The following is a 22,879-nucleotide window of genomic DNA, read 5'->3' as shown; positions in this document are numbered from 1 at the left end:
ACACGCCCGGGCGGCAGCCACCACATCGGCGTGTCCCGCCTTCGCGCAGGCATGTTCCGCCCTCGGGTGGGGTCGTGGGTGGCCGCGTGGTTGTTCCTGGTGCCGGCGCTGCTCATTTTTGCGGTGTTCAAGTTCGTGCCGATGGTGCAGGCCATCAACATGAGCTTCCTCGAGGTGCGGCCGTACCTCGGGGACCGGTGGGTGGGGTTGGACAACTACGAGCACGTGCTGACCGATCCGGCGTTCCTCAACGCGATCCGCAACACGATCATTTTGGCCGTCGGACAGACCGGGGGCGCGATCGTGGTGGGTTTGGCGCTGGCGCTGCTGGTCGAGGGTACCGCCCGGCACCTGTGGTTGGTGCGTACCGCGGTGTTTCTGCCGGTGGTGACGGCGATCGCGGTCGTGGTGGAGGTGTGGCGGATCCTCTACTTCCCGGCGCCGGACGGCACGATCAACGACATCCTGGGTTGGGTCGGCCTCGGGCCCTCGCAGTTTCTCAACTCCGCGGACTCCTCGATGGCCTCGGTGATCGCGGTGGGGATCTGGCGGCAGGCGCCCTACGACATGATGATAATCCTGGCCGGGCTCGCCGGGGTCGACAGGAACCTGTACGAAGCGTCCGCAGTGGACGGTGCGGGCGTCGCGAGAAGACTGTGGCACGTGACGTTCCCCGCGCTGCGGCCGGTGTTCACGATCCTGTTCACGCTGGCGGCCATCCGTGGGCTGCGGATCTTCACCGAGGTGTACCTGCTGACCAACGGCGGGCCGGACGGGTCGACCGACGTGATGATGACGCTGATCTTCCGGATCGGGTTCGAGCGTAACGAGATCGGCCTGGCCGCGGCCGGGACCGTGGTGTTGCTCCTGGCGACGGTGGCGCTGACGCTGGCCGTCAGGTTAGCCAGGTGGCGACGATGAACCGGCAGACCGACACCGCCCTTGGCCTGTCCGCGCGCTCGGGTCCTGTTGCGACGGTGAGCAAGGTACTGCTGTACGGCGTGCTGGTCGTGGTGTTCGCCGGGCCGCTGATCATGTTGCTGGTCAGCGCGTTCCGGCGGGTGCCGAGCCCGACCCGATTGAGCCTCATCCCGGGCGACTTCACGCTGGACAACTTCGCCGTCGCCTTCGACCGCGGGGTGCTCGGCTACCTGCTCAACTCGTTCATCGTGGTCGGCGGTGCCCTGCTGCTGCAGATCGCGGTCAGCGTCTCGGCGGCCTACGCGTTGGCGCGCAAGCGGTTCCCGGGCCTGCGGCTGGTGTTCCTGCTGATCCTGTCGACCATGATGCTGCCGGAGGAGATCCTGGTGATCCCCCTTGCCGGGGTGCTGGCCGACGTGCCGCTCGTGCACGTGAACCTGACCGGCAGCCTGCTCGGTATGATCGTTCCGGTGGGCGCGTGGGGGTTCTCCATCCTGGTCATGGCCGAGTTCATGAAGGAAATCCCGCTGGAGCTGGAGGAGGCGGCGCGCCTTGACGGGGCGGGGGAGCTGCGTATCTTCGCCTCCGTGGTGCTCCCGCTGTGCCGGCCGGCGCTCGGCGTGATCGGCATCTTCGGCTTCACGATGATCTGGGACCAGTACCTGCTGCCGCTGCTGGTCGCCACGGACGCCGGCCAGTTCACGCTGCCGCTGGCGCTACGCACCCTGCGGTCCGATGAGGACGTCGGGTTGGGTGTGCTGCTGGCCGCGGCGCTGCTCGCCCTGCTGCCCTCGGTGATCGCGTTCATCGCCATGCAGCGCCAGTTCATGAACGGCCTCACCTCCGGCGCCATCAAGGGTTGAAAGGAACACGATGCACCTGACCGGACTGCTCTCCTTCCCGCTGACCCCGTTCACCGCGGACGACACCGTGGCCACCGGGGTCCTCGCCGAGCATGTCGCCGCGCACGTCGCCGCCGAACCGGCGGGGCTGTTCGTGGCCTGTGGCACCGGAGAGCTCACCGCATTGTCCATTGCGGAGTACCGGGAGGTGCTGTCCACCGCGCGTCGGGTGGTGGACGGCCGGATGCCGGTGTTCGCCGGGGTGGGCGGCGGCCCGCGGATCGCGCGCGAGTTCTTAACCGTCGCCGCGGAGTCCGGTGTGGACGGTGTGCTGCTGCTGCCGCCGTACCTGGTGCACGGGCCACCGGCCGGGATGGTCGACTTCGTCCGCTACGTGGCCGCGGCCGCGCCGCTGCCGATCGTGGTCTACCAGCGGGCCAACGCGATCCTCGACCCGGCCGCCGCGGTGGCCCTGCTCGACCTGCCCACCGTCATCGGGATCAAGGACGGCGAGGGCGACCTCGACCGGATGCGCGCGCTGATCGACGCGGTGCGCACCAGCGGGCACCCGAGGGCCGCGGAGTTCGGCTTCCTCAACGGGTTGCCGACCGCCGAGCTGTCCGTGCCCGCCTACCGCGCGCTGGGTGTGGACGGCTACTCGTCGGCCGTGCTGTGCTTCGTCCCGGAGATCGCCACCGCGTTCTACGCCGCGGTCGAACGGGAGGACGCCGAGACCGTGCAGACCCTGATGGACGAGTTCTACGTGCCGTTCGCCGCGCTGCGGGAGACCACGCCCGGCTACGCGGTGGCCCTGGTCAAGGCCGGGGCACGGTTGCGCGGGCAGCCGGTGGGCCCGGTGCGACCGCCCCTCCGCGACGTCACCGCAGAGCATCTGGCTCAACTGGAGGAGATCATCGCACGCGGCCGCGCGGCGCTTGCGAACATCAAGGCGGTGGCATGAGCACCCGGCCGGCGATCAGGGGAGCCGTGGTCACCCCGATCGCGTTCCCCGACCCGCCGCTGCTCAACGCCAACGGGGTGCACCAGCCGTGGGCGCTGCGCTCGATCATCGAGCTGCGCGCCGGCGGGGAGCTGGTCGGCCTCGGCGAGAGCTACGGCGACGAGCCGCATCTGGCGCTGCTGCACCGGGCCGCCGCGGCGCTCGTCGGGCTCGACCCGTTCGACCTGGCCGACCTGCGCCGGCGGGTGGCCGGCGCGCTGGGCGCGGGGCTCGACGTCCCGGACCGGCACGGGTTGACCGGCGGCTCCAGCCCGGCCAAGACGCTGGCCAGGGTGCTCTCCCCGTTCGAGGTGGCCTGCCTTGACCTGCAAGGGAAGCTGACCGATCGGCCGGTGTGCGACCTGCTCGGCGGGCGGGCCCGCGACCGGGTGCCGTTCTCCGCCTACCTGTTCTACAAATGGGCGGCGCATCCCGGGGCCGAGCCGGACGAGTGGGGCGAGGCGCTCGACCCGGATCAGATCGTGGCCCAGGCCCGGCGGATGGTGCAGCGGTACGGCTTCCGTTCGATCAAGCTCAAGGGCGGCGTGTTCCCACCGGACCAGGAGATCGCCGCGATCCGGGCGCTGCGCACGGAGTTCCCGGACCACCCGCTGCGGCTGGACCCGAACACCGCCTGGACGGTGCCGACCTCGGTGAAGGTGGCCGCCGAGACCGAGGGCCTGCTGGAGTACCTCGAGGACCCGACCGAGGGCATCGCGGGAATGGCGGAGGTGGCCGCGCACGCGTCGATGCCGCTGGCCACCAACATGTGCGTGATCCAGTTCGCGGACCTGCCGGAGGCGTTCGCCCGCCGCGCGGTGGGCGTGGTGCTGGCCGATCACCACTACTGGGGCGGGCTGCGCGCCGCCACCGAGCTGGCCGCGATCTGCCGGACCTGGGACGTCGGCGTGTCCATGCACTCCAACAGCCACCTCGGGATCAGCCTCGCCGCGATGACCCACCTGGCCGCGGCCACGCCGAACCTGACCTACGCGGTCGACACGCACACGCCGTGGCAGTGCGGCGTCGACGTGGTGCGCGCGCCGCTGCGGTTCTCCGGCGGGTCGATCGAGGTGCCGAACCGGCCCGGCCTCGGGGTCGAGCTGGACCGCGACGCGCTGGCCCGGATGAACGCCGACTACCTGCGGTGCGGGGTCCGGGAGCGGGACGACACCACCTACATGCGCACGATCCGGCCGGACTTCGTGGGTAAGCTGCCGCGGTGGTGATCACCGGACATGCCTACCCGTGGGACGTGCTCGGCGACCCGGGTTTCGTCGAACGCGTGACCGACCTGGGCATCACCCACGTGACGCTCGCCGCCGCCTACCACTCGACCCGCGCCGCCACCCCGCTGCACCCGCTGCACCAGGTGATCGACGCCCGGTACGCCGCGCTGTACCGGCCGGTCCGCGCGGAGGTCTGGGCGTCGCGGCGGCTGCGCCCGCTGGCCCCGGACTGGATCACGTCGGCCGACCCGTTCGCCGCCGCCGCGGCCCTGCTGCGGGACGCCGGCCTGCGGGTCTCCGCCTGGATCGTGCTGACCCACAACACCCGGCTGGGCACCGAGCCCGGCTCGCCCGCGGTGATCAACTGCTTCGGCGACCGGTACCCCTACGCGCTGTGCCCGGCGCATCCCGACGTGCGGGAGTACGCGGCCACCCTGGCGGGTGAGGCGGTGCGCGGCGTGCGGGTGGACGGGGTGTCGCTGGAGGCGTGCGGCCAGCTCGGCCTTTCGCACAACAGCCACCACGAGAAGACCGACGGGGCCTGGACGCCGCTGGCCGCCCGGCTGCTGTCGGTGTGCTGCTGCACGGCCTGCCGGTCGGCGTGGCGGGACCGGGGGCTGGACCCGGCCCAGGTGACCGGCGCCCTGCGCGCCGCGGTGAAGGCGGACGAGGAGCTGTCCCGCGAGATTGCGACGGAGCTGCTCGCCGTCCGGCACCGCGCCACCGACCTGCTGCGCGCCGAGGTGCTGGAGGGGCTCGCCGAGCACGCGCCGGGTGCGCCGGTGTCGCTGCACGGCCACCCCGACCCGTGGGCGGCCGGGGCCTCGCCGGGTCTGACCGCCGCCGCGGTGAAGGACGTCGACGCGGTGCTGGTGCCGGCCTGGCCGACCGAGCAGGCCACGGCCGACGACGTGGCGGCGGTCGCCGCGCTCGGCGTGCCGGTCGAGGCCTACGTCACGGTGCTGCCGCCGGCCGACCCGGCCCGGCTTCCCGAGCACGTGCGCCGCCTGGTCGCGGCCGGGGCGGGCGGGCTTGCCCTCTACCATCTCGGCCTTGCTCCCCGGGCCCGGCTCCCGTTGCTCCGCGAGGTGGTCAGGGCGATTGGTCTGTACCAGTAACATCCCAACTCCGGGGCGTGTTCGGGACCCCGGGTGGCGGTCGCGGCGCGGTAACGGTATGGTCCAGACCATTGACGTGACCGGTAACACTTCCTAGCCTCCCCGAGTTAGGAAAGTTTCCTAACTCGACGAGAGGTCTGAACCATTCGCATGCCCGGGACGCCCAGCGTGCTTCGAGCCATGAACGACAAGGCGGCGCTCGAAGTCCTGCTGGAGCGCGGACCGCTGACCCGGTCCCAGCTCGCGTCCATCACGGGCATCTCCAAGCCGACCGCCTCCCAGCTCCTGGCCCGCCTACAGGCGTCCGGACTGGTGGTGCGGGACGGCATCCGCGAGGGGTTGCCCGGCCGCACGGCGGAGCTGTACCGGGTCAACCCGAGGGCGAGCTACGTGGCCGGGGTGGACGTCACGCCCGGCCGCATCTGCGTGCGGGTCGCGGAGATCACCGGACAGGTGATCGGCGAGCACGAGCTGGCCACGCCCGGCCGGTCCGGGGGCCAGGTCGTCGAGCGGGTCCGCGCGGCGATCGACGGGGCCTGCGGTCCGGCCGGGATCACCATCGCCCAGCTCGGACGCGTGGTGATCGGCGTGCCCGGTGCGGTCAACCCCGCCACCGGGCGGCTGTTCTACGCCCCGCACCTGTCGGGCTGGCACGTGCCGCGGCTGGTCGAGACGCTGGCCGACGGGCTCGGCGTGCCGGTGGCGGTGGAGAACGACGTCAACCTGGTGGCCCAGGCCGAGCAGGCCTACGGGGTCGCCACCGAGGCGCCGAGCTTCGCCGTCGTCTGGATCGGTAACGGGATCGGCATGGCGTTGGTCATCGACGGGCGGCTGTACCGGGGGTGGACCGGTGGGGCGGGGGAGGTCGGCTACATGCCGGTGCCCGGCGCGCCCACCGCGCGGGACGTCGGCCGCACCGCCAACCATGGCATGCAGGCGTTCGCCGGGGGACCGGCGGTCCATAAGATCATGCGCTCGCACGGCTTCCGCGGACACGATCCCGCGGCCGCCGTGCGGTTCGCCACCCGCGTCCTCACCAGCGGGCGCGATGGCGAACGCCGGCAGCGCGCGCACTTCGCGCTGTCCGATGTGGCCGGTCGGGTGGCCATGGGCCTCGCGGCCATCGTCGCGGTCGTCGACCCCGCGCTCGTCGTGCTCACCGGCGCCGTCGCCCTTGCCGGCGGCGAGGCGCTGCGGGCACTCATCGAGCGGGAGCTGCACGCAATCTCCCTGCCCCGCCCACCGGTTCGGCTGTCCGTGCTCTCGGCCGAACCGGTGCTCGAGGGTGCGCTCGTGCTCGCGCTTCGACAGGCGCAGGACGAGCTGTTCACCTCGACGGTGCCCTGACTCCCTGCCCCAGCTAGCGTTCCCTCGCGTACCAACGAAGGAGAAGAGAGAAGGAAATGTCCGAATCCATCCGCGATACCACAGACCTCTCCCGGCGCAGGATGCTGCGCGGGATTGGCCTGGCCGCGTTCCTCGCCGTGCCCGGCGCTGGGGTGCTCTCCGCCTGCGCGACCGGTGGCGAGAGTGAGAGCCCGCCCGCGTCCGGTCCCGCCAACACCGGCAACGCGGAGAACCCGTTCGGGGTGAAGGCGGACGCGCCGCTCGAGGTCGTGATCTTTACGGGCGGACTCGGCGAGACCTACGCCACCGAGGGCCACGAGCCGCTGTACAAGAAGAAGTTCCCCAACGCGACCATCAAGCACGTTGGCACCCAGCAGATCTCGCAGCAGCTGCAGCCGCGGTTCGCGGCCGGCGACCCGCCGGACTTCATCGCCAACTCGGGCACCAACCTGATGGACAACACCGCCCTCGTCGAGGACAGTCAGCTGCTCGACCTGACCCCGTTGCTCGAGGCGCCGTCCATTGACGACCCGAGCAAGAAGATCAAGGACACGCTGCTGCCGGGCACCATCGAGCCGGGTCTGGTCAACGGCAAGCCGTACGTGCTCAACTACGTGTCCATCGGCTACGGCCTGTGGTACGACAAGAACCTGTTCGCCAAGAACAGCTGGACGCCGCCGAAGACGTTCGACGAGTTCAAGGCGCTTGCCGAGAAGATGAAGTCGGCCGGGATCATCCCGTACTCCTACGCCGGCGCCAACGCGTCGTACTACCAGTACTGGATGATCATGATCTCGGCCGCGAAGATCGGCGGCAACGAGGTCATCGTCGCCCTCGACAACCTCGACGACGGCGCGTGGACCGCCGAGCCGGTGCGCAAGTCCGCCGCGGCGTGGGCCGAGATCATCCAGACGTACGGCGACAAGGCGCACGAGGGTCTCAAGCACACCGAGGTGCAGACCCTGCAGAACCAGGGCAAGGTCGGCCTGTACCCGTCCGGCTCGTGGCTGGAGAACGAGCAGAAGAAGGAGACCCCGGCCACCTTCGAGTACGCCATGGCCCCGACGCCCAGCGTCACCTCCAGCGACAAGATGCCGTACGAGGCGATCCGGACCGTCGCCGGTGAGGGCTACATCATCCCGGCCAAGGGCAAGAACACCGCCGGCGCGCTGGAGTACATGCGGATCATGCTGTCCAAGGAGGGCGCGAAGGTCTTCTACGAGAAGTCCGGAAACCTTACTGTGGTCAAGGGCGCCGCCGATGGCGTGTCGCTGTCCCCGGGCAACAAGAGCGTCGCCGACGCCGTGTCCAAGGCCGGCGACAACCTCGTGACGTTCAGCAACATCGAGAGCTGGTGGAAGGACCTGGAGAAGGAGCTGCGCACGCAGACCAACGCGCTGATGTTCGGCCGGATCACCGCGGACCAGTTCTGCGAGAACATGGAGAACAAGGCGAAGCAGACCAAGAACGACCCGGCCATCCCCAAGCAGCACAGGGATAAGTGATCATGCGGCAGGGCAGGTATCGGTTCATCATCGGCTTCCTCGCGGTGCCGGTGTTTCTGTACGGGCTCTACGTGATCTGGCCGTTCGCGCAGGCGTTCTACCTGGCGATGACCAGCAAGCGCACCGCGGCCAGCCCGGACAGGTTCATCGGCTTCGACAACTTCGAGCGGTTGTTCCAAAGCGACCGATTCTGGAAGGCCGTCGGCCACCACGGTGTGCTGCTGCTTGCCCTGCCGTTGATCACCCTGGCCATCGCGTTGTTCCTTGCCTACCTGCTCAACGTGGCGGGCGGCAGCCGGGGCGGCGGGATGACCGGGATCTTCGGGTCGAAGGTCTACAAGGTGATCTTCTTCCTGCCCCAGGTCCTGGCCGTCGCCCTGGTCGCCGTGCTGTTTCAGGCGATCTACCGCCCGGACGGCCTCGGCGCGCTGAACGCCGTGCTGGAGTCGGTCGGGCTGGGGCGGGTCGGCTGGCTGCTGGAACCCAACCTGGCGCTGTGGTCGATCATCGGCGTGCTGGTCTGGCAGGCGGTCGGCTTCTACGTGGTGCTGTTCTCGGCCGGGATGGCGTCGATCCCGGCCGAGATCTACGAGTCGGCCGAGATGGACGGGTGCGGACGGTTCCGGATGTTCTTCTCGGTGACGCTGCCGTTGCTGTGGGACACGTTGCAGGTCGCCTGGGTCTACCTGGGAATCGCCGCGTTCGACGCGTTCGCCGTGGTGCAGCTGCTCTCGGTCGACTTCGGCGGTCCGGACGGCGCGACCACGGTGCTACCGCTGGAGATCTGGCAGGAGGCGTTCCGCAACTCCCGGTTCGGCTACGCCTCGGCGATGGGAGTGGCGTTGTTCTTCCTGACCCTCACGTTCGCCATCCTGGCCCTGCGGGTCACCCGGCGCGAGCGGATCGAGTACTGACATGGCCCTGACGACCACGCAGACGAAGACCCCGCCCCCGGTCCGCCCCGCCCCCGCGCGCAGCCGGTACGTCCGCCGCGAGCGCAATGTCTTCACCGGACTGTCGCACGTGGCGCTGGTGGTCTGGTCGATCACCGTGATCCTGCCGATCCTGTGGACCTTCCTCGGCGCGTTCAAGACCAACACCGAGCTGTTCGGCAGCGCGCTGTCGTTGCCGAGCGAGCTGCGCCTCGACGCCTGGGGCCGGGCGTGGGAGAGGGCGCACGTCGGCCAGTACATGATCAACAGCGTCATCGTGGTGACGTTCAGCACCGCGGGCACGATGCTGTTCGGCTCCATGGCCGCCTACGTGCTGGCCCGGTACCCGTTCCGGGGCAACCGGATGATCTACTTCCTGTTCGTCGCCGGGCTGGTCTTCCCGATCTACCTCGCGCTGGTTCCGCTGTTCCTCGTTGTGCTGCGGGTGGGGGAGTTCCTCGGGCAGGCGCCGCTGATCGGCTCGTTCCTCGAAACCACGTTCGGGCTCAACAGCCACGGCGGCCTGATCCTGGTCTACATCGCGTACTCGCTGCCGTTCACCGTGTTCTTCATGGCGGCGTTCTTCCGGACGCTGCCGACCTCGGTCGCCGAGGCCGCGATGATCGACGGCGCCTCGCACACCCGCACCTTCTTCCAGATCATGGTGCCGATGGCCAAGCCGGGGCTGATCAGCATCACGATCTTCAACGTGCTCGGGCAGTGGAACCAGTACCTGCTGCCGCTGGTGCTGCTGTCCACCGCCCGGGACAAGTGGGTGCTCACCCAGGGCATCGCGGACATCTCGGTCACCGCGGGCTACGAGGCGGACTGGCCGGGCCTGTTCGCCGCGCTGAGCATGGCGATCATCCCGATGATCATCATCTACGTGATCTTCCAGCGGCAGATCCAGGCCGGTCTCACGGCGGGCGCGGTGAAGTAGCAGCCCACCGACTTCTCGTTCGGCGCCAACGGTCTCCCGGCGGCCTCGCGAACCACATCGTCCAGCGCGGACGAGCCGTTCGTCCGAATTAGACTGTCCGATGTATACGAGGCGATGCTCGACTTCGAGTGCGCGATCCAGGGCCCACCTTGACTCCAGCCATGGGAGGGGTCGATATCCGGGGTCAGAAGAGGGTGGGTGGGAGGTGGCCTTCGAGGGTGAGCAGGTGGCGTTTGGACTCCACGCCGTCGCCGGCACTGAAGCCGCCGAGGCCGTCGCCGGCGACGACGCGGTGGCACGGGACGATGATCGGGATGGGGTTGGTGGCCATGATGGTGCCGATGGTGCGGGCGGGGATCGGGGTGGGTGTGGGGGTGAGGCGGGCGAGGCCGCCGTAGGTGACGACCTCGCCGTAGGGGACCTGGGAGTGCAGGGTGTGCAGGACCTGCCGGCGGGTGGCGGAGAGCGAGCGCCAGTCGATGTCCACAGTGAACTGACGGAGGGTGCCGGCGAAGTAGCCGGCCAGCTCGGCGATCACCGGGGTGGTGCGGGCGGGGTCCCGGACGGCGGGGAGGCCGAGCCGGCGGGCGATGCGGAAGCGGATCTCGGGGGAGTCCCCGAAGCCGGTGGCGGCGACGCCGAGCTCGGTCACGCCGACGAGGACGTCACCGACCTCGGTCGGGAGGCTGCCGAACGCGATGGTGTCGGTCATGGTCGGGGCCCGACGAGCGCGTTGAGCTCGGGGTAGGTCATGGCGCCGTCCATCAGCCGGTAGGTGCCGGAGGTGAGGAGCTCCTCGGCGCAGCGGCGGGCGGCGGCGTAGGCGACCTCGGTGAGCGAGCCGCCCACGCTGACCCGGGCGACCCCGAGGTCGGCCAGTGTCGGGACGGGCAGGGAGCCGGCGCCGGCCAGGACGTTGAGCGGGGCGTCGATCTCCCTGACCAGGGTGGCGATGGTGCTCTCGTCGCGGACGCCGGGCACGAAGATCCCGTCGGCGCCGGCGGCGAGGTAGGCGGCGGCCCTGGCGAGCACGTCGGCGAGGCGGTCGGCGGGGTCGCCGACGCCCCGCAGGTAGGTGTCGATGCGGGCGTTGACGAACAGGTGCGGGGCGGCCTGCTTGGCGGCGGCGACGCGCTCGGCGTGCGCGGCGGCCGGCAGCAGCGGCGCGGGGCCGGAGTCGTGCGCGCCGTCCTCGAGGTTGACGCCGACGGCGCCGGCCGCCCAGACGAGCCGGATGCTCTCGGCGACCTCGTCGGGTTCGACGGCGTAGCCGCCCTCGATGTCGGCGGTGACCGGGACCCGGACCGCGTCGGCGATCCGGGTGATGGCCGCCACGGCCGCGTCCCGCCCGAGCTTGCCGCCGTCCGGGGCGCCGAGGCTCCACGCGACCCCGGCGCTGGTGGTGGCGACGGCGGCGGCGCCGGCCTCCTCGACGATGCGCGCGCTGGCCACGTCCCAGGCATTGGGCAGGATCAGCACCCTTCCGGAACGGTGCAGACCGCCGAACAGCTCAGCTTTGTCCCGTTGCGTCATGCCGACAAGTCAATCAGCAGACACCGACACGCAAACCCGATTTCGCGCCCCACGCCGTCAACTCTGTCCGGACATGTCCGTCGGGCGGAGCCGGAACACCTGCAACCGTAGGTCGTAGTACTTGGTGGTCTCGCCGACCCAGACCATCCCGATCCGCTCCGCGGTGGCGATCGCCCGCGTGTTCGTCGGCCGGGCGACGGCGAACAGCTCGTCGATGTCCTGCGTGAACGCCCAGCGCGCGAGCGCCGTGGCCGCCTCGGCCGCATAGCCGTGGCCCCAGGCGTCCGGGCGCAGCTGCCAGCTCAGCTCGAGATCCTCCTCGTACGGCGGCAGCAACCGGATCGCAAGGCCGCCGATCACCTCGCCGGTGTCGCGCAGCTGCACGGCCCACCGGCCCCGCGGCGGGAGTTGCTCGGGTTGCTCGGCGATCCAGGTCTCCAGCAACGTGCGCATGGCCGTGACGTCGTCGACCTGCCCCATGACCGGGGTGAGCCAGCGGGTGACCTCCGCGGCCCCGTAGATCGCCAGCGCGGCCTTGGCATCGTCGACCTCCCAGGGCCGCACCAGCAACCGTTCGGTGGTCAAGGGTTCCATGAGACCACCGTACCCAGGCACGACGTCGGGTCGGTCCGCGCCGACACGTCCGGGCCCTACCGTGGCGTGCATGCCCACGATCACCGGAACCGTCGAGGTGCGCACCACGCTGGAAGATCCCGACGTCGCCGTGCCCACCGTGCCGCCGGCGCGGCGCGGGATCGCCTGGCTGCGCGCCGGCGTCGCCCGGTTCAGCACCGGTGACGCACATCACCGCCGGCGCGCAACGGCCATCGCGCTGCTGGCCACAGTGGACACCGCCGAGCTGCGCGAGCGCGCCCGCGGCACCGCGGCTCCGGTCGAGGTGCTGGCCGGTGCGCTCGGCCTGGCCGGGTCGGCCGGCGGCGTCGCCACCGTCGCCCGCTCGTACCACCCGCACCTGGAGATCACGGCGGAAGCGGACGATGCGGTCGCCCGCCTGGTCGAGGCCTGCGGCGGAACGTGGGACGAGGCCACGGCCGCGCGGATCGGGCTGCTCGTCCAGGCCTGCGACGCCACCGCCGCGCTCGTCCGCAATGCCTTGCGGCGCGGGGAAACCGGCGACGCCGGGGCGATCGTGGCGCGCACCCTGGCCGACGATCCGCCGGTCCGGATCACCCGGCGGGTGCGCGCCGGCGAGCCGATCGAGCTGGACCTGACCGGGCTGCCGTTCGGCGCGGGCCCGCACGCCTGCCCCGGCCGCGAGCATGCGATCGCCATTGCCCGGGGAATGCTCGAGGCGGGGCGATGACCACGTTCCGGGAGCTGCACAGGACCGGCGAACCGCTGCTGCTGCCCAACGCCTGGGACTACGCCTCGGCCGCGGCGCTGGCCGAGGCGGGGTTCGCCGCGATCGGCACCACCAGCCTCGGCGTGGCCGCGGCCCACGGCCTGCCCGATGGGCACGGCCTGGCCCGCTCCGAGACCGTGGCGCTCGCCCGGCTGCTGCACCGGTTGCCCTGCCCGTTCACCGTGGACATCGAGGCCGGCTTCGGCGCCGACCCCGCGGAGGTGGCCGACCTCGCCACGGAGCTGGCGAGCCTCGGTGCGGCCGGCGTCAACCTGGAGGATGGTCGTCCACATGGGACACTCGCCGACCCGGCCCGCCAGGTCGAGCTGATCGAGGCCGTCAAGCGGGCCACCCCGGACCTGTTCGTCAACGCCCGCATCGACACCTACTGGCTCGGCGTCGACGACTCCACGGCCGAGCGTGCCGACCGGTACACCGCCGCCGGCGCCGACGGGATTTTCGTGCCCGGCCTTGCCGACGAGGACCGGATCCGCGAGCTGCTCGGCACGATTGCCGTGCCGCTCAACATCCTGTACCTGCCACACCGGCACACCGTGCGGCGCCTGGCCGAGCTGGGCGTGCGGCGGATCTCCACCGGCTCGCTGCTGTACCGCACCGGTCTGCACGCCGCGGTCGGCGCCGCGCTTGCCATCCGCGACGGCGAGCCGATCCCGCTGAACCCGCCCGGCTACGCGGAAATCCAGCGGCTCAGCCAATAGCGGCGGCCGCGCGGGATGCCGCTAGCTGATCACGCCGTAGTGCGCGGCCAGCGCGGCGAAATCCTCGCCGCGGCGGCGGGCGGCGCGGTCGACGAGGGTGCGCATGGTCGACGCGCCGAGGGGCTGGTACTGGACCCAGTCGGGGGCCAGGTCGCGGGCCTGCGCGAGGTAGCCCAGCGCGAGGCGGTCGTTGCGCAGCTCGGCGGCGGCCGAGGCGAGCATGAGCCGGTGGCCGGCCTCCCAGAACGCGGGCACGTCGCCGGTGCTCCCGGGGAGGCGCTCGGCGAGGCGCAGCGCGGTCTCCGGATCGCCCAGCCGGACGGTCTGATCCACCACCTGCAGCGCGGCCACCCGCGGGCCGAAGATCGCCGCCTCGCTGGCGCGGTCGCGGCCGGCCCGCACCGCGGCGGCGTGCGCGACGGCGAGCAGGTCGTTCGCCCGCTCCCCGCGTCCGGCGCGCAGCGCGGCCGAGGCGGCGTTGAACAGCAGGTTGCCGAACACGCCTGCCCGGTCCGGGTCCTTGTCGAGCATCCGCGGCTCGATCCGCTCGGCGGCCCGGACGGCGACCCGCTCGGCCTCGTCCGGCCGGCCCTGCCGGACGAGCGTCCACACCAGGTAACGCAGCGACACCGCGGTCTCGAGGTCGGGGGCGTCGGACAGGCGCGCGGTGTGCAGAGCCCGCTCGGCGGAGGTCCAGGCCAGGTCGTCGAGCCCGAACCGGCCGGCGATGCCGGCGCCGAGCCGGTACGCGGTGGACAGCACCCGGTGGGCGGCGGCCTTGGCGTCGTCCGAGCTGGCGTGGGCCAGCCGGCGCGCGTCGACGAGCAGCGTCGGCAGCGCGTGCAGCAGCTCGCCGTGCCGGCCGTCCACGTAGGCCCGCCAGGCCCGGTGCGCGGTGCCGGCGAGCACCTCGAGCGGCAGCACCTCGGCGGTCTCGGTGAAGTCGGCCAGCCCGGGGATCTCCTCGGTCGCCGTGATGGCCTGGCGCAACTCGACGACGCCGACCCCGTCCGGCCCGCGCACCGGGGGCAGGATCCCGAGCAGCATGGCGGGGCTGACGCCGAGCGCGGCGGCCAGCTTGTTCACCGTCGACGGCCGGGTGGTCTGCCGCTCGCCGCGCTCGATGCGGGCGACGGTGTCCACCGCGACCCCGGCGGCCGCCGCCAGCTGCTCCTGGGAGAGATCTCGCGCCTTGCGGATGCGGGCGAGATTCTCGGGCAACGACCACGGAACCGGCATCAGGCCACGCGCTTTCCCCGCTCGCACAACGCGGCCTGGCCGGCGATGGCGGCCTCGACCGCCGCGGCCAACCGGTCGGCCAGCAGCGACTCGGCCCTGGTCCGGACGTCATCGGGGGTGCAGAGGCGAGCGGACACGATCTCCGGGCTGAACACCAGCTCGGCGACCTCGCCCTCGCCGATCGTGCCGCCGTCGAACACGAACGCGACCCGCTCCGGCAGTTTGTCGCCGTTGCGCGGCGTGACGTGATCGACGACCAGCAGCCGACCCACCGTGCGGGCCAGCCCGATCTCCTCGTGCAGCTCGCGCACGGCGGTGTCCCACGGCGCCTCGCCGTCTTCGACCACACCGCCGGGAATCTCCCAGCGCGGCTTGTAGGACGGTTCGACCAGCAGGACCCGGCCGCGCGCGTCGCGCAGCAGAACGCCGGCGGACATGCGTTTGCGGGGTAACCGCGCCACATATTCGTCGTACGGCAGCAGGTCCAGGTTCGTCATGTTTCGACTCCCGTCACGCCGATCCTCATCGAGGTTACCCCGCAGTCGGAATGGGATTCACTGCCCAGGAGGCAGGGTTGACGGTGAAAGCCCCGTGGAGAACCGGTTTCCGGGCGGTGTCGCCCCACGACGTGGCGGATCAAGCTGTAGCGACCCGTGCTGGGAAGGAAACGAGATGTCATGGCGTGGCGCACCAATCGGACCAATCGAATGGTGCGGAGGTGGGGAATGAGTTGGAGACAGAAGCCCGTCGGGGCCGACTTGCTACGCCTGTTCGGCCCGTGGCTGGACGGAGTCGAGCTCGCTGCGGGCAAATGCCTGCTGTCCACCGAGACGGTGCCGCGAAAGCTGCTCGGCGAGCGGTGCCCGGAGCCGGGCTGCCGGTCGATCATCGTGGGTTGCTCGCCCGACGAGCTCATCGACCGCATCGCGGCACACCGCAAACGCTGCCACGGCTGACGGTCGGGGACGCCGGTCGGAAAGCAATGTGACATTGCTTCCACTTGCGACGGTCGGAGGGACCGCGGCGCTGTCATGATCGCTCTAGCGGATCCTGATAAGAAGAGTGCATGAGCGATGAGCTGCGTGCTGCCGTGCGCGACGTGCTGCCCGGAGTGCGGGCCGACCTCGAGGCCCTGATCCGCATCCCGTCGGTGAGCGCGGACCCGGCCGCGGCCGGCGAGGTGCTCCGCTCGGCGCAGGCGACCGCGGCGCTGCTGCGCGACGCCGGCATGCCCGAGGTGGAGATCCTCGACGACGTCGAGGGGTGCGCGCCCGCGGTGCTCGCCCGCTACCCGGCGCCGCCCGGCGCACCGACCGTGCTGCTCTACGCCCACCACGACGTGCAGCCGACCGGCGACCCGTCCGGCTGGACCAGCCCGCCGTTCCAGCCGGTGGAGCGCGACGGGCGGCTCTACGGCCGCGGATCGTCCGACGACAAGGCCGGTATCGCCGCGCACCTGGCCGCGCTGCGCGCCCACGGCGGCCGGCCGCCGGTCGGGGTCACGGTGTTCGTCGAGGGCGAGGAGGAGATCGGGTCGCCGACGCTGGGCGCGTTCCTCGAGCGGCACCGTGACGAGCTCGCCGCCGACGTGATCGTGCTGGCCGACTCGGACAACGTGGAGCTCGGCACGCCGTCGTTCACCACGAGCCTGCGCGGCATGTGCTCGTGCGTCGTGGAGCTGCGCGCGCTGCGGCACGGCGCGCACTCCGGCGGCTTCGGCGGCGTCGCCCCGGACGCGCTGACCGCGCTGTGCCGGCTGCTGGCGACGCTGCACGACGACGTGGGCAACGTCGCGGTGGACGGGCTGCTCACCGGCAAGCCGTTCGACTTCGACTACCCCGAGGACCGGTTCCGCGCCGAGGCGGCCATGCTCGACGGGGTCGCGCTGATCGGCGACGGCAGCATCGCCGAACGGCTGTGGACCAGGCCGTCGGCCACCGTGCTGGCCATCGACGCCACCCCGGTGGCCGACGCGTCCAACACGCTCGCCCCGGCGGCAAGGGCCAAGGTCGGCCTGCGGCTGGCCCCTGGCGACGACCCGGACCGGGCGCTGGCGGCGCTGCGCCGGCACCTGGAGCAGCACACTCCGTGGGGCCTGCACGTGACCGTGAGCGACGGCCGGACCGCGCAGTCGCACGCCATCGACGCCAGCGGGCCGATGTTCGACGCGGCCCGCCGGGCGTTCCGGGCCGCCTACGGTCGCGAGGTCGTCGACATCGGCCAGGGCGGCACGATCCCGTTCATCGCGGAGTTCGCCGCCGCCTTCCCGGCCGCGGCGATCCTGGTCACCAGCGCCGGGGCGGACCCGGAATGCCGGGCCCACTCCACCGACGAGAGCCTGCCGCTGGCCGACTTCGAACGCGCCTGCCTCGCCGAGGCCCTCCTGCTTGCCGAGCTCGCCTCCACCGGCTCCTGATCCGTGACCGGATCCGTCCGCATCGGGGCTCGATCGAGCCTGTCGGGCGGTGCCGCGCGCGGGTGAGACTTGGGGCATGACCACAGCTCTTCTCGTGATCGATGTTCAGGAGTCGTTCCGCCGGCAGCCGATCTGGTCGCTCACGTCCAATCCGGACATCGTGGGCGCGGTGAACCGGTTGGTGGAGCACGCAAGGGCGAACGGGCAGCCGGTGATCTGGGTGCTGCACACCGCGCCGGGCACCGGTGGGGTGTTCGACCCGGCCCTCGGCCACGTCCGGCCGATGGCGGGGCTGGCGCCCGCGGCGGGGGAGCCGGTGATCACCAAGACCTCGCACAACGCCTTCACCACGACGAATCTGCAGCAGCTGCTCACCGAGCGGGGCGTTCGCAAGCTGATCATCAGCGGGATCCGGACCGAGCAGTGCTGCGAGACGACGGCCAGGGTGGGCTCCGATCTCGGGTACCGGATCACGTTCGTCACCGAGGCCACGACGACCAACCCCATCGCGCACCGGGACGCGCCCGAGGACCTCACCCCGGAGGAGTTGCTGGCCGATCCGCGGACCCTGCGGACCGAGGACATCCTCGCCCGGACCGAGTTCATGCTCGCCGGCCGGTTCGCCACGATCCGGACGGTGGACGAGGTCACCGGCGCACCGGCCCTGGAGACCGTAGGCTGACCAGATCATGCCCCGAGTCGTCCTCGTCCTGGTTCCCGACGTGCACCTGCTCGACCTCGCCGGGCCGGCCCAGGCGTTCGGCACCGCGGCCGGCCACGGGTACGACTACCGGCTCGACTACCTGGCCGAGCAGCCGGAAGTCCTGACGGCGCAAGGCCTTCCGGTGCGCGCCGAGGTGGAATGGCCGGAGCTGGACCGGTCCGACCTGATCCTCGTTCCCGGCTGGCGGATCACCAACGGGGACGGGCGCGAACGGCTGACCGAGCCCACCCTGCGGCGGCTGCGCGAGCACCACGCCGCGGGTGGCACGGTCGCCAGCGTGTGCGCGGGCGCGTTCGCGCTCGCCAGGGCCGGGCTGCTGGACGGCCGGCGCTGCACCACGCATCACGACCTGCAGGACGCCCTTGCCCGCAGGTACCCGCGGGCGCGGGTGGCGCGCGACGTGCTCTACGTGGTCGACGACCGGGTGGTCACCTCCGCCGGCATCGCCAGCGGCATCGACCTGGCCCTGCACCTGATCGCCATGCGGCACGGGCCGGGCGCCGCCGGCCGGGTCGCACGGGACATGGTCGTCTACGCCCGCCGCAACGGTGACGAGCCGCAGACCAGCGCGCTGCTGCGGCACCGGGCGCACCTCAACGACGCCGTGCACCGGATCCAGGACCTGATCGAGGCCCGCTTCACCGACCGGCTCCGGCTCGCCGACCTGGCCGCCGAGTCCGGCCTCAGCGAGCGCACCGTCACCCGCCTCTTCGGCCGCGCCACCGGCCTGACCCCGTTGCGCTACCAGCACATCCTGCGCCTCGAACGCGCCGAGCACCTCATCGGCCACGGCGCCACCGTCGAAACCGCCGCCCGCGCCGTCGGCTTCGAGGACGCCCGCATGCTCCGCCGCCTCCGCGCCCGCGCCTAGGGGCGTGTATCGAAAGCGCCGGTCATAGTTACCCGTTGCTGTGAGGCAGGGGTTAACCGCTATTTCAGTGGTGGATGTGGCGGGTACGGTGTGGTCGGTGATCGCGTGCAGCGGCGGCGTACGGCGACAGGCGCGCGGACGCGAAGGAGCGAATGGTGCCAGGCGCTGTACTGCGAGGGGTGACTGTGGACTGTGCTGACCCGCAGGTGCTGGCGGGCTTCTACGGTGCGCTGACCGGGATGCGCGAGCTGTTCAGTACGGACGAGTTCGTCGCTTTGACGGACGGCTCCGGCTGTGATCTGGGGTTCCAGCGGGTTGACGGGTACCGGGCTCCGCAGTGGCCGGGTCAGGACGTGCCACAACAGTTCCATCTGGATTTCCGCGCTGACGACCTTGATGCGGTGGAAGCGCTGGCGCTGGAACTCGGCGCGGCCAAACCGGCCCATCAGCCCGGCGACGGACGCTGGCGGGTACTGCTGGATCCGGCTGGCCACCCCTTTTGCCTGACGTCTTCCTGACATCCCGGCGTGGACAGGTAACTCCCGTCAGACGCCGGAGCGCTCAGGCGTGGTCGGGCGGTTCATCAGCTGCTGGCCGCCTCGGAGCGGGCATGGCGTCGGCGGTGCTGGTCACAGCCACTCGTTGAGGGCCGCGACGAGGGCGGTCGCCTCGTCGCGGACCGCGAGCTTGCCGTACGTACTTTAGGCCGGCACATCGCAGACCGGTCCGGGTGCCCCGGCGGCGACCTGGCCGGGACCGACCGCGGCCGGCGCCATTGACGGCGGGCCCGCGCCCACCGCGGGTTTGGCAGCGGGCGTCCCGCCGGTCGCCGGTATCCCGGCCACCCCGGGCGCCGCCCCGGCAGCGCCGCCGGTCGAGGCGCGGACCGCGCTGAACGCACAGCCCGCCGGGCCGGCCCCGGTCGGCCCCACGGAGGGCGACCAGTCGTGAACGAGATCCTCCCGATCGTCGCCGGGCTGCTGGTCGGACTGCTGCTGGGTGGGCTGAAACCGGCCCGCCGCGCCCCGCTCGGGGTCACGCTCGCGGTCGTGCTCGGCTCGCTGGCGACGATCATCACCGGTGAGTACAGGATCGGCTGGGAGTTCCTGCTGATCGACATCCCGCTGGTCGGCGTCGCCTCCGTGGTGAGCTACCTCGGTGCCAGGGCACTCCGCGTGCGCCTGACCCGGCCCACGGAAGGCTGATGCCGACTCAGGCCACGAGCTGGTCGGCGTAGACGATGACGTTGTCGAGGTAGCTGCTGGCCTTGCGGTCGAACGGGCCGCCGCAGGTGATCAGGCGCAGCACCGGCATCGTGGTGCCGTTCCAGATCCTGGCCGCCGGCAGCTCGGTCTTGGCCGCCTGCTCCTTGCCGGTGACGGCGAAGGTGCGGGCGCCCTCCGGATAGTGGACGGTCACCCGATCACCGGCGTGCAGCTCGCGCAGCCGGTGGAACACGTCGGGGCCCTCTGCGTCGGAGTCCACGTGGGCCACCACGACGGCCGGGCCCGGCTGGCCGGGCTTGGGACCGAGGTCGTACCAGCCGGCGTGGCCGAACTCGGGGGTCTGCATGGCGCCGTCCGGCCGCAGCCCGACCGCGACGAGCGGCGCGTCCACACCGATGGCCGGGATCGTGATCCGCAGCGGCGCGCCCAGCTCGGCGGCGGGCGCGGTGCCGGTGGGGTCCGGGGGCCGGTCGGCGCGCACCCGGTCGAGCCGCGCGGCGATGACGATCGCGACCGCGGCCGCCGCGACCGCGGCCAGCATGACCAGGACCGGGCGCCCGGTTCTCATCGGCGGTCCTGCTCGGACCGGGCCATCCAGTAGCCGGACACGCCCGCGGCCAGGGTCAGCACGGCCAGCAAGGGCACGACCCAGAACAGCCAGGTCGGCGCGCCGGGCACGGCGCTGCCGCCGGTGCCGGTGTCGATCCGGTTGGGCGTCGGGATGCCGGCCGGCGTCGTGGTGGTGGTTGGCGTGGTGGGCGGCTTCGGCCTGGCCGGTCTCGCGGTCCTGCTGGGGGTGGGTTGGGTCGGCTCCGTGGTCTCGGTGGGCGTCGTGGGGGCGGAAGGGTCGGTGGTGGGCGGCGCGATCACGATGTCGGTGGCCGGCAGGTCGACGTCGGGCCTGGGGTTGGTGGTCGTGGTCGTCGTGGTGGTGGCGGGCGGTGGCGCGATCTCGGTCGGGTTGACCGGATCCGGCGGCGCCGCGATGCCCGGCTGCGCGCCGAGCAGCAGGGTGCCGATCAGGATCAGGCCGGCGATGGTGGCCAGGCGGATGTCTCGGGTGCGGCTCACGGGCTCCTCCTCGGTGACGGTGGTGTCGCCGGATAGGAGCCGCGGCACCCGAGGGCCTTACAACTTTCCTAGCCGCTGCATTCGCTGACGAAGAACGTGTTCTTCGGTCCGGTCGCGGTGTTGCCCGCGGCGTCGGTCGCGGTGATCTGCCAGACCACTCCGCCGGACAGGGTGAACTGCGGGAACTGCGCGAACCAGACGTCGCCGCGCGGCGCCATCCGGGTCGAGCCCGGCTGCTGATCCGGACCGGTCCAGTGCAGGATCGCGGAGGCGACCCCGGTGTCGTCGACCAGGGTCGCGGTGACCGAGTTGACGTTGGGCGGCCGGCACCCCGGCACGAAGATCCGCGGATGTTGCGCGGCCTGCCGCACGATGTCCGGCGGGGACGTGTCGGGTGGCGGGGGCGGCGGCTGCGGGGGAGTGGTCGTCGTGGTGGTCGTGGTCGTCGTCCGCGGTGAGCCCGGCCGGGTCGTGGTGGTCGTCGCCGGCGGCGTCGTGGTGGCGGCCGGCGGCAGCGCGGACGGCGGGGTCGGGGCGGTCGAGCCGGTCGAGCCGGACGGGGTGGAGGTCGTCGGGAGCAGGTCCTGGGCGACCGGCGCGCCGGGGAGGCCGCCGACCCGTCCCCAGAAGGTGGCCAGGCCGAGGGCGACGAGCAGGGTGGTCGCGGCGGCGACCATGGGCAGGCGGGACGGCCGGGGCGGCTTCGCCGGACGTTCGTACGCGACCAGCTCCACCCGGTCCAGCACCCGGTCGCGCAGCGCCAGCGGGGCGGTGACCAGCGGGACGGCGGCGAGCAGGGCGATCGGGCTGACCATGGTCCGGCGGCGCTCGCCGCACACCGCGCACTTGTCGACGTGCCGGGCCACCCGCTTGCGCATCAGCGGCGTGAACCGACCGTCCCAAGTGGACAGGAGCTCGCTCAGCTCGGCGCAGTCGTCGCGGCCGAGCCGGGCGATCAGCAGTGCCCCGAGCGAGCGCTCGACCTGGTCGCGCAGCCTGGTCAGCAGCACGTAGGCGTGGCCGGCGCTGACCCCCATGGCCTCGCCGAGCTCGGCCCCGTCCAGGCCCTGGCGCACGTGCAGGTCGAGCAGCGCACGGTCCCGTTCGGACAGCCCGGCCGCCGCGCTCCAGACGAGCTCGCGCAGCGCGCCGACCTCCGCGGCGCGCTGCGGACCGGCGTCCGGGTCGGGCATCTCGCTCACCTCGGTGTCCAGCACGATCCGCTTGCGCGCCCTCGTCCTGCGCAGCGCAACACTGCGCGCAACCGCGTAGAGCCAGGGCCGGAGCCGCTCCGGATCGTTCAGTTGGGCCAACCGCTGCGCCACGAGCACGAACGTGTCCTGCACCGCGTCCTCGGCGTCCTGCCGATCGCGCAGCACGGAGTGGCAGAAGTCGTACAACCGGTCGGCGTACCGGTCGTACACGGCCGCGAACGCCTCCCGGTCGCCGGCCAGCACACCGGCCACGAGTTCGGCATCCGTGCTCATCTGCGCTCCGTCGACGACAGCTGTCAAAGGTTGGGAGTCCCGAGGTGGGAGCATCCTTACAACTTCTCGGCCGAGAGTCGATCGTCGGAACGGCCTAACGGCGCGCGGAAGCGTGGTGACATCGCTTCCCTCGGCGCAAGGCGCGCATGGGTCTGCGAAAACGACACCGCGCCGCGCGCGCGGCGCGGCCATGGTTCTCGTGGCGATCATGGTCGGAGCGCGACAGCGCAAGCCCAGCCACCCTGCCACCGCACCGGGAGGTGACATCGCTTTCCTCGGCGCAAGGCCACGTCGGGTCGGCCTGCGGCTGCCGTCGCGGGCCGCCGGTTGACCCGGGGGCTGGAGCACCGGGACCCCATGGTGGCGCGGATCGGCATGCGAAACGGCGTCGTGCCG

25 protein-coding genes are annotated in these 22,879 nt (G+C 71.9%); 17 read left to right on the top strand and 8 right to left on the bottom strand.

Annotation, left to right across the window (positions count from 1 at the left end; genetic code table 11):
- Positions 1–78 precede the first annotated feature (78 nt).
- The 9 genes from VGX25_RS23525 to VGX25_RS23485 all read left to right on the top strand — a co-directional run bounded on the left by VGX25_RS23525 (position 79) and on the right by VGX25_RS23485 (position 9,834).
- Positions 79–921: a sugar ABC transporter permease gene (locus VGX25_RS23525; RefSeq protein ID WP_326920053.1), complete on the top strand. Its 843-nt coding sequence runs from the start codon at positions 79–81 to the stop codon at positions 919–921.
- A complete protein-coding gene (locus tag VGX25_RS23520; protein ID WP_326920052.1) occupies positions 918–1,784 on the top strand; it encodes a carbohydrate ABC transporter permease in 867 nt (288 codons plus the stop codon). The genes VGX25_RS23525 and VGX25_RS23520 overlap by 4 nt, the downstream gene beginning before the upstream one ends.
- Positions 1,785–1,794: 10 nt before the next feature.
- On the top strand, positions 1,795–2,724 hold the full coding sequence (locus tag VGX25_RS23515; RefSeq protein WP_326920051.1) for a 5-dehydro-4-deoxyglucarate dehydratase: 930 nt from the start codon (positions 1,795–1,797) through the stop codon (positions 2,722–2,724).
- Entirely contained in the window at positions 2,721–3,992 is a 1,272-nt protein-coding gene (locus VGX25_RS23510) for a glucarate dehydratase family protein (RefSeq protein ID WP_326920050.1), read from the top strand. The genes VGX25_RS23515 and VGX25_RS23510 overlap by 4 nt, the downstream gene beginning before the upstream one ends.
- Complete coding sequence (locus VGX25_RS23505) at positions 3,986–5,110, top strand: hypothetical protein (RefSeq protein ID WP_326920049.1); 1,125 nt, start codon at positions 3,986–3,988, stop codon at positions 5,108–5,110. Before VGX25_RS23510 ends, VGX25_RS23505 begins: the two co-directional genes overlap by 7 nt.
- Before the next feature lie 180 nt (positions 5,111–5,290).
- Entirely contained in the window at positions 5,291–6,457 is a 1,167-nt protein-coding gene (locus VGX25_RS23500) for an ROK family transcriptional regulator (protein ID WP_326920048.1), read from the top strand.
- A gap of 56 nt (positions 6,458–6,513) precedes the next feature.
- Positions 6,514–7,962, top strand: a complete 1,449-nt coding sequence (gene ngcE / locus VGX25_RS23495) for an N-acetylglucosamine/diacetylchitobiose ABC transporter substrate-binding protein (protein WP_326920047.1) — start codon at positions 6,514–6,516, stop codon at positions 7,960–7,962.
- Between the two features lie 2 nt (positions 7,963–7,964).
- Positions 7,965–8,876, top strand: a complete 912-nt coding sequence (locus VGX25_RS23490) for a sugar ABC transporter permease (protein WP_326920046.1) — start codon at positions 7,965–7,967, stop codon at positions 8,874–8,876.
- 1 nt (position 8,877) lies between these two features.
- Positions 8,878–9,834, top strand: a complete 957-nt coding sequence (locus VGX25_RS23485) for a carbohydrate ABC transporter permease (protein ID WP_326920045.1) — start codon at positions 8,878–8,880, stop codon at positions 9,832–9,834.
- Between the two features lie 184 nt (positions 9,835–10,018).
- On the opposite strand, the gene VGX25_RS23480 is transcribed toward VGX25_RS23485, so the two are convergent.
- The 3 genes from VGX25_RS23480 to VGX25_RS23470 are packed head-to-tail and all read right to left on the bottom strand — an operon-like array spanning position 10,019 to position 11,961.
- Positions 10,019–10,546, bottom strand: a complete 528-nt coding sequence (locus VGX25_RS23480) for a methylated-DNA--[protein]-cysteine S-methyltransferase (protein ID WP_326920044.1) — start codon at positions 10,544–10,546, stop codon at positions 10,019–10,021.
- Positions 10,543–11,367: an isocitrate lyase/phosphoenolpyruvate mutase family protein gene (locus tag VGX25_RS23475; protein ID WP_326920043.1), complete on the bottom strand. Its 825-nt coding sequence runs from the start codon at positions 11,365–11,367 to the stop codon at positions 10,543–10,545. Before VGX25_RS23475 ends, VGX25_RS23480 begins: the two co-directional genes overlap by 4 nt.
- Positions 11,368–11,424: 57 nt before the next feature.
- Positions 11,425–11,961, bottom strand: a complete 537-nt coding sequence (locus VGX25_RS23470) for a GNAT family N-acetyltransferase (RefSeq protein ID WP_326920042.1) — start codon at positions 11,959–11,961, stop codon at positions 11,425–11,427.
- A gap of 70 nt (positions 11,962–12,031) precedes the next feature.
- Between VGX25_RS23470 and VGX25_RS23465 the strand changes: the two genes are divergently transcribed.
- Both VGX25_RS23465 and VGX25_RS23460 read left to right on the top strand, forming a co-directional pair.
- Positions 12,032–12,691: an oxidoreductase gene (locus tag VGX25_RS23465; protein ID WP_326920041.1), complete on the top strand. Its 660-nt coding sequence runs from the start codon at positions 12,032–12,034 to the stop codon at positions 12,689–12,691.
- On the top strand, positions 12,688–13,449 hold the full coding sequence (locus tag VGX25_RS23460; protein ID WP_326920040.1) for an isocitrate lyase/phosphoenolpyruvate mutase family protein: 762 nt from the start codon (positions 12,688–12,690) through the stop codon (positions 13,447–13,449). The genes VGX25_RS23465 and VGX25_RS23460 overlap by 4 nt, the downstream gene beginning before the upstream one ends.
- Positions 13,450–13,470: 21 nt before the next feature.
- On the opposite strand, the gene VGX25_RS23455 is transcribed toward VGX25_RS23460, so the two are convergent.
- Both VGX25_RS23455 and VGX25_RS23450 read right to left on the bottom strand, forming a co-directional pair.
- Positions 13,471–14,688 carry a helix-turn-helix transcriptional regulator gene (locus VGX25_RS23455; protein ID WP_326920039.1) on the bottom strand — a complete coding sequence of 406 codons (1,218 nt, stop codon included), beginning with the start codon at positions 14,686–14,688 and terminating at the stop codon, positions 13,471–13,473.
- Positions 14,688–15,185 carry an NUDIX hydrolase gene (locus VGX25_RS23450; RefSeq protein WP_326920038.1) on the bottom strand — a complete coding sequence of 166 codons (498 nt, stop codon included), beginning with the start codon at positions 15,183–15,185 and terminating at the stop codon, positions 14,688–14,690. Before VGX25_RS23450 ends, VGX25_RS23455 begins: the two co-directional genes overlap by 1 nt.
- 228 nt (positions 15,186–15,413) lie before the next feature.
- Here VGX25_RS23450 and VGX25_RS23445 point away from each other — a divergent pair, with 228 nt between their 5' ends.
- The 6 genes from VGX25_RS23445 to VGX25_RS23420 all read left to right on the top strand — a co-directional run bounded on the left by VGX25_RS23445 (position 15,414) and on the right by VGX25_RS23420 (position 19,904).
- The gene (locus VGX25_RS23445) at positions 15,414–15,644 is read left to right on the top strand and encodes a hypothetical protein (protein ID WP_326920037.1); all 231 of its coding nucleotides are present in this window, start codon (positions 15,414–15,416) and stop codon (positions 15,642–15,644) included.
- A gap of 110 nt (positions 15,645–15,754) precedes the next feature.
- Positions 15,755–17,104 (top strand): M20/M25/M40 family metallo-hydrolase, encoded by a 1,350-nt coding sequence (locus VGX25_RS23440; protein ID WP_326920036.1) that lies wholly within the window; start codon positions 15,755–15,757, stop codon positions 17,102–17,104.
- Positions 17,105–17,180: 76 nt separating this feature from the next.
- On the top strand, positions 17,181–17,786 hold the full coding sequence (locus tag VGX25_RS23435) for a cysteine hydrolase family protein (RefSeq protein WP_326920035.1): 606 nt from the start codon (positions 17,181–17,183) through the stop codon (positions 17,784–17,786).
- A gap of 7 nt (positions 17,787–17,793) precedes the next feature.
- Positions 17,794–18,699 (top strand): GlxA family transcriptional regulator, encoded by a 906-nt coding sequence (locus VGX25_RS23430; RefSeq protein WP_326920034.1) that lies wholly within the window; start codon positions 17,794–17,796, stop codon positions 18,697–18,699.
- Between the two features lie 179 nt (positions 18,700–18,878).
- Complete coding sequence (locus VGX25_RS23425) at positions 18,879–19,217, top strand: VOC family protein (RefSeq protein WP_326920033.1); 339 nt, start codon at positions 18,879–18,881, stop codon at positions 19,215–19,217.
- A gap of 429 nt (positions 19,218–19,646) precedes the next feature.
- On the top strand, positions 19,647–19,904 hold the full coding sequence (locus VGX25_RS23420; RefSeq protein ID WP_326920032.1) for a hypothetical protein: 258 nt from the start codon (positions 19,647–19,649) through the stop codon (positions 19,902–19,904).
- A gap of 7 nt (positions 19,905–19,911) precedes the next feature.
- Here VGX25_RS23420 and VGX25_RS23415 read toward each other — a convergent pair whose 3' ends face one another.
- The 3 genes from VGX25_RS23415 to VGX25_RS23405 all read right to left on the bottom strand — a co-directional run bounded on the left by VGX25_RS23415 (position 19,912) and on the right by VGX25_RS23405 (position 22,483).
- Positions 19,912–20,493, bottom strand: a complete 582-nt coding sequence (locus tag VGX25_RS23415) for a sortase domain-bontaining protein (RefSeq protein WP_326920031.1) — start codon at positions 20,491–20,493, stop codon at positions 19,912–19,914.
- The gene (locus VGX25_RS23410) at positions 20,490–20,996 is read right to left on the bottom strand and encodes a hypothetical protein (RefSeq protein WP_326920030.1); all 507 of its coding nucleotides are present in this window, start codon (positions 20,994–20,996) and stop codon (positions 20,490–20,492) included. Before VGX25_RS23410 ends, VGX25_RS23415 begins: the two co-directional genes overlap by 4 nt.
- A gap of 68 nt (positions 20,997–21,064) precedes the next feature.
- On the bottom strand, positions 21,065–22,483 hold the full coding sequence (locus VGX25_RS23405) for a sigma-70 family RNA polymerase sigma factor (protein ID WP_326920029.1): 1,419 nt from the start codon (positions 22,481–22,483) through the stop codon (positions 21,065–21,067).
- Positions 22,484–22,879: the final 396 nt, after the last annotated feature.

Origin of the sequence: Actinophytocola sp., from assembly GCF_035942955.1 — a bacterium.
Lineage (GTDB): Bacteria > Actinomycetota > Actinomycetes > Mycobacteriales > Pseudonocardiaceae > DASYTH01.
This window is presented reverse-complemented; position numbering and strand designations above follow the sequence as displayed.